The organism is Paraburkholderia sp., assembly GCF_036488505.1.
Taxonomy (GTDB): Bacteria; Pseudomonadota; Gammaproteobacteria; order Burkholderiales; family Burkholderiaceae; genus Paraburkholderia.
This window is the reverse complement of the sequence record NZ_DASXHN010000445.1, coordinates 1-9784: the sequence shown is the minus strand read 5'-3', so window position 1 is coordinate 9784 and position 9784 is coordinate 1. Positions and strand designations below refer to the sequence as shown.

Sequence of the window (9784 nt, the reverse complement as noted above, 5' to 3'; positions counted from 1 at the left end):
TCAGCACGATCTGACCGACGGAGAACCAGGTTTTTTTCACGTTATTAGCTTGTGCGAAACGACGACGACCAGGCCCAGCACTAGCACGTAGATGCCGAGATCGAAGATGGAGCGATGCCAGACGAAGCGGTAATAGCCGACGTACGCGAGCACGGTGCGGATCGCGAGGTTGATCAGATACGCGACCAACATCAGCACCAGCACGGCCGGCACGAATACGCCGAAGATATCGATTTCACCGATCATCGCGAGAGTTGGAAAAGGGCTGGAACGGAGGACGGAAACGGGCGCGATGAACAGCACGCACGACAGGGTCGATCACGCGGCGGCCTCCGGTTCGGTCGGCGTTGGCTTGGTCAGCGTGGCCGGAAACAGCGAAAGACGCAAGCCGACCAGCGCATGCAGCGCTTCGCGCAACTGGCGTGCCGAGGTGGACGAGGTCTCGCTCGGCGCGGCCGCGTTCGTGAGCCCTTGCACGGTGACGCGCGCGACCGCTGTGTCGATCGACGCCATCAAGGTCTCAGGCACCGGCTCGCGCTGGCGGCTGTCGATGCAGCGTTCGTAATATGTACGCACTCCATCGAGAACATGCTCGATCGCGCCCGGCGCTTCGCCGCCGAGCTTGCGCGCGAGGCGCCGCAGATCGAGCGCATTGAAAGCAATGCGCAGATCGCGGAAGCTTTCGATCGACGGATGGCGATGATCGTCGGTTGCACCCACGCGCGGGATCAGTTGCATCAGACGGTCGAGCATGCGCGCGGCGAGATTGCGCGGATCCTCGATCGGCCGCGTCGACGCGGTCAGCGCGACGTCGGCCCAACTCGAGCGCAGCAGCCGCGCCGCGGCGAGTTCGGCGCCGAACGGGCGCGTCACGCGGGTCCACAGATACGCATAGAGCAGGCCGGCCAGGCCGGCGAGATTCGCGTTCATGAATGTCAGGAAGTTCGCGTCATACGCATCCTGGATGCTGATGAACGTCGCGGTATTTACGGCGACCAGCACCGTCACCATGTTGAACTGCGGACGCGGGATCAGCGTGCCGACCAGAATGAACGGCGCCGAGAACAGGATCACCAGCATCGGGAAGTCATGCACCTGTGGCAGTACGACGAACAGATATAGACCCGCGGCCCCCACGCTGACGGCGGTCGCGAGAAAGAAACGGAATACGAGCGGCGCGGGTTCGTCGAGCGCCGCAAAGAAGCAGCAGGCCACCGCCGCGAGCGTGACCGCGCTCGCGCCATCGTTCCAGCCCGAGCTGATCCACAGTGCGCACGCGAAGACCACCGCGGCGGCCGCGGACACCGTCGCGAACAGCATCATGCCGCGATCGTAGAAACGCTCGGTGCCGCCGAGCCGCCAGTGACGGAAGTGCGGCCGCCACGACCCTTCCTCGCGCGTGATGATGATGCGCAGCGAGCGGCAGTCCTGCCACACGTCGATCACCTGCTTCAGGCGCCACAGCGCGGTCGAAAGCAGCGCGCCGTCCCAGTGCGCGAGCGCGGCGGCGGGCGGGCGCATCGCGGCAATGCGCTCGCGCAGCGCGTCGGCGGTTTCGTCCGGGTGATAGCCCTGGCTGACGGCGGGCAGCGGCTGGTTGAACCACTTGGTCACGTCGGCGAGCAGCGTGTCGAGCCCTTCCGGCCAGCGATGCTGGCCGTTGTTGTAGAGCGCGAGCAGCGGGTCGGCGAGCGACGACATGATCGGCAGCAGCAACTGCATGCGTCCGCGGAGTTGGCGCGCGCGCGCGAGCACGTCGGGCCGCGTGTGATCGTAAGCGAGCTGGCTCAGCAGCAGTTCGAGACCATTGACGGTGCTGGCGAGCCGCTGCCGCGCGCCGGAGATCGCCGTGCTCGCGATGCGGCCGGACAGTGTTTCGGTCGCGTAGAACGCGGCGTCGCGAAACCACGCGTCGGTACGTTCGATGATGGTGGGCGCGAGCCGGCTTGGAAACAGCGAACTGCCGACGATGCTCGCGCACACGATGCCGAGCGTGATTTCCTCGGTTCGGCTGACCGCGAGATCGAACACGGCGGTGGGATTCGTGACCGACGGCAGCGCGATGATCGGCATCGTATAAGCGGACAGCATGAATACATAGCTGCGCGCGGTCCGATCGGACACCGCGAAGTAGAGCATCGTGCCGACCCACGTGGCGACGACCACGCTGAACAGATACGGCGATTCGACGAAGGGCGGCACGAGCAGCACCGCGCCGGCCGCGCCGAGCGCGGTGCCGAGCGCGCGGTAGATCGCCTTCGAACGGGTCGCGCCGACGAACGGATTCGACACGATATAGACCGTGGCCATCGCCCAATAGGGGCGCGGCAATTCGAATGCGAGGCCGATGTAGAGCGCGAGCATCGCGGCCGCGAAAGTCTTGACCGAGAACAGCCAGTCGCGAAGGGTGGGATAGACCATAAACCGTTACGCGGACTCGGCGTTATGCGGTGCGGTTGCGCGCGAGCCGCGTTTGGAGGACTTGCTTGCGGTCGCGCTCCGCTGCGATTTGCCAGTGGTTTTGGCGGTGGATTTGCCGGTTGCGCCGGCGTTGCGAACGTCGCCGGTTTCGGCCGCAAGCGGCGCACGTCTTGCTGGCTTGCGCTTTTCAGGCGACGCGCGCTTTGCCGCCGCGTCACGCTTTACCGGCTCATGCTTCGCGGTTTCGACGCGCACAGCCTCTACGCGTTCGTCATGCGCATCGCGCCCGGCTCCCGGTTCGGCACGCCTCGCGGCGTCTGCCGTAAATGCGGCGAACACGCGCAGCGCGGCTTCCAGATCATCGCGCGATACCCGTTTGAGCGCTTGCGCGCGCAACGTGACCAGTTCGTCTTCCATCTTCGCGGTGACCGCGCGGCCTTCATCGGTCAGCGCGACGGTTTTCGCGCGGCGGTCCGCGGGATCTTCGTCGCGGCGCATCAGGCCGGCCGCGCATAACTGGTCGAGCAGCCGTACGAGCGACGGCCCCTCGATACCGACGTGATCGGCGAGCGTGACCTGGCGCACTGCCGAGCCGAGCCGGCTCGCGATCAGCAGCGGGGTTGCGCACGCTTCGGAGACGTTGAAGGCCGCGAGCACGCCATGACTCGTGCGCCGCCATTTTCTGGCAGCGACGACCAGCGTGCTGCTGACGGTGCGGCGCAGGGCATCGAGATTCGACATGGCCGGTATTGTATTTCCAAAAGATTCGCTAGCAAACTATTCAATTGGAAATGGCTATCGTGCCGCCTGGTTGGCGGCGCGAATGCGGCACACGCGCTTCACGCGGCCAGCACGAGCCGCACGGTGCGCGCGAGATCGTCGAGCTGGAATGGCTTGCGCAAGATCGTGCAGCGCTTGACTGCGAGGCCCGTAATGTCGACGTCCGCATAACCGGTGGCGAGTATCACCGGCAAATCGGCGCGCAGCTTGCGCGCCTCCGAGATCACGTCGATGCCGTTCATGCCGGGCATCGCGAAATCGACCATCAGCAGATCAGGATCGTCGTCGCGCAGGCGCATCAGGCCGGCCGGTCCATCGGCCGCTTCGGTCACCGTGTAGCCGAGCATGCGTAACGATTCGACGAGCATCGCGCGCACTTCGCTGTCGTCTTCGACGACGAGCACGCGCCTGTCCCCGGTGGCAGCCACTTCGGCACCTGCGATCACTTCGGGCCGCGCGGCCACGCGCTCGCGCCGTGGCAACCAGATCTGCACCGTCGTGCCCACGCCTTCTTCGCTGAAGATGCGCGCGGCGCCGCCTGCCTGCCTTGCGATGCCGTACACCTGGCTCAGGCCGAGGCCGGTGCCCTTGCCGACCGGCTTGGTCGTGAAGAACGGATCGAATACGCGCGGCACGACCTCGGGCGGGATGCCGGCGCCCGTGTCGGTGACTTCGATCACCACGTAACGGCCTTTCTTCAGCGTCGCGTCCGGCGCGTCGCGCGTCGTCACGCGGATGTCGAGACGGCCGCCGGTTGGCATCGCGTCGCGCGCATTGATCGCGAGATTGAGCACCGCCAGTTCGAGCTGATTCGCATCCGCCTGAGTCCACATTTCGCTGCTCTCGAACTCGTTGCTATAACGAATGCCCGAGCCGAGCGACACCGCGATGATGTCGCGCATGCCTTGCAGCATCGCGGCCACGTCGACGGCTTTGAGATCGGGATTGCTGTTGCGCGAGAAGGTCAGCAACTGACCGGTCAGCTTCGCGCCGCGTTCCGTCGCGCGTTTGACGGTGGCCGCCATGCCGCGGATGCGTTCGTCGCCGCTCACGCGCGCGATCAACTCCGCGTTCACCATGATCACGTTCAGCAGATTGTTGAAGTCATGTGCGATGCCGCCCGTCAACTGGCCGAGCGCTTCCATCTTCTGCGACTGCACCAGCACGGCTTGCACCTTCGCGCGCTCATGGATCTCGGCCATCAGCCGGTTGTTCGCGGATGCGAGTTCGTGCGTGCGCGCGGATATGCGGCTCTCCAGCGAATCGTTCAGCTGCACGAGCGCGTTCTGCGCGTCGAGGCGATCGGACAGCAGGCGCCTCGATTCGTATTGCCGCGCGCGCGCCCGCAACGACGACGCGACCGCGCGCCGCAGCGTCTCCGCATTGAGCGGCCGTTCGAGCACGACCACGTTGCCAAGCCGCTCGAGCACCTCGAGGCCGCGGGGCGACCGGCGGCCCAGGCTCGGCGCGGCGAGCACGATGAACGGAAAGTCGGACCATGCGGGTTGCCGCTCGAGCCACGTGAAAAGGCTCTTCGCGTGTCCGTTTGCGAGCGCTTCCTCGGTGAGCAGCGCGGTGCCGGCGCCAGCGTCCAACTGGTCGGCGAGCGCGCTGGCGTCGCCGCAGGTCGTGCATTCGCGTGCGTCGTTATGGAGGACCGCGGCGATCACATCGGCGTCTCGGCCGAAGGGCGCCAGAATCAGGACGCGCTCTTCCATCGCTTACCGCCCGGATGTTTCGATGAGCGGGCTCTCGGCACCGAGCAGCGCGGTGCTGCCGCGATACGGGGGCAAGCCCGACAGGACGCCCTCGAAGTCGCGTAGCGCTTCGCCGACCTCGAGACCCTCGGGGCCGAGGCGGAACTGATGGATCGTGCGTTCGTGCTCGTTGCCGCGGCTCTTCACGGTGGTCACCGCGGTCAGCACTTCGCCGTGATGCTCGAAGTAGCGGAACAACAGGACCACGTCGCTGAGATAGCTGATGTCGATATCGGTCTGCACTTCGCCGATCACGCCGTGCTGCCCGAGCACGAGCATCGTGATCACGCCCTGCTGGTTCAGATAGCCGAGCAGTTCGTGCATGTGCAACAGCAGATAGCGCTCGCCGGGCATCGCCTGCAAATAGGCGTTCAGACTGTCGATCGCCACGTAGCGCACACCCTGTTCTTCGACGGCGTTACGCACGTCATTCGACAACTGCCCCGGCGAGATTTCCGCTGGATCGATCTGCCGCAGCGTCAGCAGACCGCTTTCCATATGCGGCTCGAGCGGCATACCAAGCGCCGCGCAGCGGCCCAGCAAGGTAGCGAGCGTCTCGTCGAATACATAGTATGCGCAGCGCTCGCCGCGTCTGAGCGCGGCGATCAGACACGACACGACGGTTGTGGTCTTGCCGACCCCCGACGGACCGATGACCAGCGCATTGGTGCCCGGCAGCAGACCGCCGCCGACCAGCGCGTCGAGCCCCGGCGTGCCGGTAGTGACGGGCTGCTTCGCGAATTCGCTGTGATGCTCGGCCGCGACGAGGCGCGGATACACGCGCAGGCCGCCCGTCTCGAGCGTGAAGTCGTGGAAGCCCTCGCGAAACCTGATGCCGCGCATCTTCGCGACATGCAGCCGGCGCCGGTTGCCGCCGTAATCGTGCGCGACGTTCTCGAGCCGGATCACGCCATGCACGATGCTATGAAGTTGGACGCCGGACGGGCCGGCCGATAGATCGTCGAGCAGCAGCACGGTGCATGCGCGGGTCGAGAAATGACGTTTGAGCGCGAGAATCTGCCGGCGATAGCGCAACGGATTTTCCGACAGCAGGCGCAATTCGGACAGACTATCCAGCACGATACGTGCGGGCTTCAACCGGTCGGCCTGCTGGATCACGTTGCGCACGCTTTCGCCGAGTTCGACTTCGGCCGGGTGCAGCACGGTTTGCTCGTATTGCGGCCCGAGCCCTTCTTCGGGAAGCTGTTCGAGAATCGTGAAGCCGCTCAGGTCCCAGCCGTGGCTCTCGCCGATGGCGAGCAGCTCCGAGCGCGTTTCCGACAGTGTGATGTAAAGGCCGGATTGCCCTTCGGCGAGCCCCTGGAGTAAGAATTGCAATGCCAGGGTGGTTTTACCTGTGCCCGGCGCGCCCTCCACCAGGTACATGCGGTTTGGCGTGAAGCCGCCGCCGAGAATGGCATCGATTCCTTTGATGCCCGTCGTAAGCCGGGCGGGCGTCGTAGCGTGTGTGGTCGACATGATGTTGGGCGCGTGGCAATTATCGGTAAGGCGTCCGCGGTTACGTCAACGGGCCGCTGAGGGGCGGCGATGTCCGTGGGGCGGTCTCGACATGCAATTTGCGTGCCGCTCCCTTTGTCGGTGGTCACGCCGATGCGGCGCGGCATACAGTGTGCTCCGCCGAGTTACAGGTTCCTGCGAGCATTTCGCAGCGCTTGCGGACCGCCGACAGACTTTCGTTGCAACCCCCAACGCCACCTATGAAACACTATCGACTCTTCTCTATCGCGCTGGCCGCTGGATCGTTATGGGCGGTGCTGCCTTGCAGCGCGTCCGCCGATGATTCGCCGCGCCCGTGCGCCGCGCTCAAACGGATCGTGGCGGCAGCGCCGGAGGGCTTCGCGTCGCTGTCGCCCGGCGACGGCAACGGTCTCGCGCAACCCTATGGCGATGACGCGCAATGCACGGTGGCGCAACACGGTTTCCAATGCTCGTGGACGCCGCATCAGGCGGCGGGCTCGAACGCGGACGCGTTGCAGGCGCTCGCCGCGGACGTCGCGTCATGTTTGCCCGATGCGACGCACGATCAGAATTCGCCAGCACGTCAGCACTTTTATCTCGGCGCGAAAGACCGGCGCACCGAGATCACGTTGACGCCGCAGGGGGCGAATCGATTGCGGCTCGTTGTGTCTGGAAGGTAGCAAGCGACTCGTAGCCCAGGATGGTCGCGAGGTTGTGCGTTGCGCGGCAGACCTCGCAGCCAAGTACTCGCGGTGGTCTGGCTGCCTTGGCTTGCTGTCTCACACGCTGGTGCAAGGCCACCAGGTCCAGCCGCGCCGCGAGCGGCGCAATTCGATGACAGATAGCGGCGCGATCTCGATGCGCGAAAACACCGCGGGCGATGCGCCGAGCGCGCACACGATGGCGGCCCGCAGCAACGGCGCGTGCGTGATGGCGACGGTCGCGCGTGCGTGCGCCGACGCGTCGGCCGCCGGTGCTCCGTTTTCTTCTTTCGCCCCGCTGTTTTGGGCTTCGCCTGGCAGCGCTGCGTCGAGCCACGCACCGACCCGCTGTATTAACTGACTGAACGACTCTCCACCGGGCGGCGCGGCGTCGGGCTCGCGCGTCCATGCGGCGAGTTCGCGCGGCGCTTCAGCGGCAATGTCGGCGACACGTTTTCCGCGCCAGTCGCCGTGGTTCAGATCCGCCAACGCATTTACAGACGCTGCGACGAGGCCGAGCGCCGCGGCGGTCTCGCGCGCGCAGGCCGCCGGGCTCGTCAACACGGTGGCGTCGGCGGGAAGCACGAGACGCGCACCCGCGGCTTCGGCTTCAGCGCGGCCGCGGGCGTCGAGCGGTTCGTCGGCGGGAAAGCGTCCCGCACGCTGTGCGGACGTCGCCGCGTGGCTTATCAGTAACAGTCGCTTATCCATTGCATGTCTTCAGATTGCTGTCGCGCGTGGCTTCAGGGCTTCGCGGGCGGCCCGCGAGCGTTGATGAAGCTATCTCGGCGGCCGGAGCTTAGCGCGTAGAATGTGGCGCTGCGAAGCACGGAAGCCGGTGAGAGCCCGGCGCGGTCGCGCCACTGTAATCGGCATTGCAAGTCTAACGAGCCGAAAGCCAGACCTGAGCTTCGCAACATTCCTCTGCAATCTATTTCGGGGCGCGTTACCCCAGGAGATGTCCATCATGAACGAAGCTGCTTTCGATCCCGCTGTGCAGCCAGCGGCCCAGCCAACTCCGATTCCCTTACGCGAATTGCTGCCGTGGGTGGTGTTCGGCGGTTTGCTATTGTTGCTCGCGCTTTATTTCGTTGGTGCAGAACAGGGTGCCACGTCGCTCGTGCCAGGTATGTACGTGCACGAGTTCGTACACGACGGCCGCCATCTGCTCGGCTTTCCCTGCCACTAACGGAGTCTGACATGGTGGGTAAATTGTTGGTGCGCGGGATGCTCGCGGGCATCGTCGCGGGATTGCTCACGTTCACGTTTGCGCGAATCGTGGGCGAGCCGCAGGTCGATCAGGCCATTTCATTCGAAGAAAAAGCCGCCGCCGCGCGCGGCGAGGCACCCGAACCCGAACTCGTGAGCCGCGACACGCAAGCGGGTCTTGGGCTGCTGACCGGCGTGGTCGCGTATGGCGTGGCATTCGGCGGACTGCTCTCGCTGGTGTTCGCCTATGCGTATGGGCGGGTGGGCGCATTGAGCGTGCGGGCGTTGTCCGTGTGGCTCGCGCTCGGCGCATTCATTGCGCTTGTGATCGTGCCGAATATGAAGTATCCGGCCAATCCACCGTCGATCGGCGATCCGGAGACGATCGGCACGCGCACGGGTCTGTTCTTTCTGATGATCGCGATTTCACTAGCGACGATGGTGTTTTCGCTGAAGCTGCGCGGTCGTGCGGTGGCGAAGCTGGGCGCATGGAACGGATCGATCGTCGCGGGGCTCGTTTTCGTGGTGATTATCGCGGCCGTGCAATTGTCGATGCCGGTGATCGACGAAGTACCAGCTACGTTCCCTGCTGTATTGCTGTGGAAATTCCGGGTCGCGGCGATCGGCATGCAGGCCATCATGTGGACGACGATCGGGCTGCTGTTCGGCGCGCTGGTCGAGCGCAGCGCTTTTATGCGTTCGAATGCGCGCGTGACGAGGAAGTCGGCATGAACTGATTGCGAAGCGTAACCGTGCAGGCGGTCGCGCTTCGCGCGCAATACGCGAGAACGCTTTTATTTCAAGTACTTGGTACTGTTGTGGAGCGGTTATCCACAGGCTTGTTCCCATTTTCTGTGGAAAAGTCTGCGGAATGGTTTTCGCGACTTTTTCAATTGAGTACTTTCGAGTGCTTCTGCTGCTTTTCTGGCTCGCAGTACTTTTCCGCTGTATCGCCAGGGCGTTTGCGTGGTCTGCATGCGCCAGTGCGCACGTCGCTGGCTGCTTCATCGTTTGCCGGGTCTTTCTCTCCGACATTTCGTCAATCCTTTTCGGCTCGACGAGTGTGATGTCGGACTGGTCGCGTCTCTTCACGATAGTGCTTATTTTTTGAGCTCTGCAATTGTTCTAAAAATAAATGGCGCGAGGGGTTGACGGGGTACGGGCCGCATCGCATAATTCGCCTCCCGTTTGATGACGGACGCGAAGAAAGCAGAGCTTTCAAGCAAATGTTCTTTAAAAACTAACAGCCGATAAGTGTGGGCGCTTGATGCGGAATGCGGGCCGGTTCTTCGGGACTGGCCAGGGCAGCAGTATCAGAAGCCTCACACAGTAAAGAGGAAGGTTTGCCTGTTTAAAGACAGGATTAAATCATCGTAAGTACGTTGAGTGAGCGACCGGGTTCGAGAGAGCCCGAAAACAGTAACAGGTTTGAACTGA

Annotated in this window: 9 protein-coding genes and 1 riboswitch; of the genes, 3 read left to right on the top strand and 6 right to left on the bottom strand. The window is 64.2% G+C overall.

Annotated features, from left to right (window positions below; genetic code table 11):
• Positions 1–36: 36 nt before the first annotated feature.
• From VGH68_RS25650 to VGH68_RS25630, 5 genes are all read right to left on the bottom strand, one after another.
• Positions 37–246, bottom strand: a complete 210-nt coding sequence (locus tag VGH68_RS25650; RefSeq protein ID WP_331606518.1) for a DUF1656 domain-containing protein — start codon at positions 244–246, stop codon at positions 37–39.
• 72 nt (positions 247–318) lie between these two features.
• Complete coding sequence (locus VGH68_RS25645) at positions 319–2421, bottom strand: FUSC family protein (protein WP_331606517.1); 2103 nt, start codon at positions 2419–2421, stop codon at positions 319–321.
• A gap of 6 nt (positions 2422–2427) precedes the next feature.
• Positions 2428–3162: a MarR family transcriptional regulator gene (locus tag VGH68_RS25640; protein WP_331606516.1), complete on the bottom strand. Its 735-nt coding sequence runs from the start codon at positions 3160–3162 to the stop codon at positions 2428–2430.
• A gap of 98 nt (positions 3163–3260) precedes the next feature.
• Entirely contained in the window at positions 3261–4919 is a 1659-nt protein-coding gene (locus VGH68_RS25635) for an ATP-binding protein (protein WP_331606515.1), read from the bottom strand.
• Positions 4920–4922: 3 nt separating this feature from the next.
• Positions 4923–6437, bottom strand: a complete 1515-nt coding sequence (locus tag VGH68_RS25630; RefSeq protein WP_331606514.1) for an ATPase domain-containing protein — start codon at positions 6435–6437, stop codon at positions 4923–4925.
• Between the two features lie 239 nt (positions 6438–6676).
• On the opposite strand from VGH68_RS25630, the gene VGH68_RS25625 reads away from it, so the two are divergent.
• Positions 6677–7117 carry a hypothetical protein gene (locus VGH68_RS25625; RefSeq protein ID WP_331606513.1) on the top strand — a complete coding sequence of 147 codons (441 nt, stop codon included), beginning with the start codon at positions 6677–6679 and terminating at the stop codon, positions 7115–7117.
• Between the two features lie 99 nt (positions 7118–7216).
• On the opposite strand, the gene VGH68_RS25620 is transcribed toward VGH68_RS25625, so the two are convergent.
• Positions 7217–7849, bottom strand: a complete 633-nt coding sequence (locus tag VGH68_RS25620) for a histidine phosphatase family protein (protein WP_331606512.1) — start codon at positions 7847–7849, stop codon at positions 7217–7219.
• Positions 7850–7917: 68 nt separating this feature from the next.
• A riboswitch (cobalamin riboswitch) is annotated at positions 7918–8065 on the top strand.
• 40 nt (positions 8066–8105) lie between these two features.
• Between VGH68_RS25620 and VGH68_RS25615 the strand changes: the two genes are divergently transcribed.
• Together VGH68_RS25615 and VGH68_RS25610 are read left to right on the top strand one after the other, a co-directional pair.
• On the top strand, positions 8106–8327 hold the full coding sequence (locus VGH68_RS25615; protein ID WP_331606511.1) for a CbtB domain-containing protein: 222 nt from the start codon (positions 8106–8108) through the stop codon (positions 8325–8327).
• 11 nt (positions 8328–8338) lie between these two features.
• The gene (locus VGH68_RS25610; RefSeq protein ID WP_331606510.1) at positions 8339–9079 is read left to right on the top strand and encodes a CbtA family protein; all 741 of its coding nucleotides are present in this window, start codon (positions 8339–8341) and stop codon (positions 9077–9079) included.
• Positions 9080–9784: the final 705 nt, after the last annotated feature.

Bases quoted from the DNA above. Each gene is read 5' to 3' on its own strand.
- VGH68_RS25650 (WP_331606518.1), bottom strand. From the start codon at position 246: ATGATCGGTGAAATCGATATCTTCGGCGTATTCGTGCCGGCCGTGCTG.
- VGH68_RS25620 (WP_331606512.1), bottom strand. From the start codon at position 7,849: ATGGATAAGCGACTGTTACTGATAAGCCACGCGGCGACGTCCGCACAG.
- VGH68_RS25645 (WP_331606517.1), bottom strand. From the start codon at position 2,421: ATGGTCTATCCCACCCTTCGCGACTGGCTGTTCTCGGTCAAGACTTTC.
- VGH68_RS25635 (WP_331606515.1), bottom strand. From the start codon at position 4,919: ATGGAAGAGCGCGTCCTGATTCTGGCGCCCTTCGGCCGAGACGCCGAT.
- VGH68_RS25640 (WP_331606516.1), bottom strand. From the start codon at position 3,162: ATGTCGAATCTCGATGCCCTGCGCCGCACCGTCAGCAGCACGCTGGTC.
- VGH68_RS25610 (WP_331606510.1), top strand. From the start codon at position 8,339: ATGGTGGGTAAATTGTTGGTGCGCGGGATGCTCGCGGGCATCGTCGCG.
- VGH68_RS25630 (WP_331606514.1), bottom strand. From the start codon at position 6,437: ATGTCGACCACACACGCTACGACGCCCGCCCGGCTTACGACGGGCATC.
- VGH68_RS25625 (WP_331606513.1), top strand. From the start codon at position 6,677: ATGAAACACTATCGACTCTTCTCTATCGCGCTGGCCGCTGGATCGTTA.
- VGH68_RS25615 (WP_331606511.1), top strand. From the start codon at position 8,106: ATGAACGAAGCTGCTTTCGATCCCGCTGTGCAGCCAGCGGCCCAGCCA.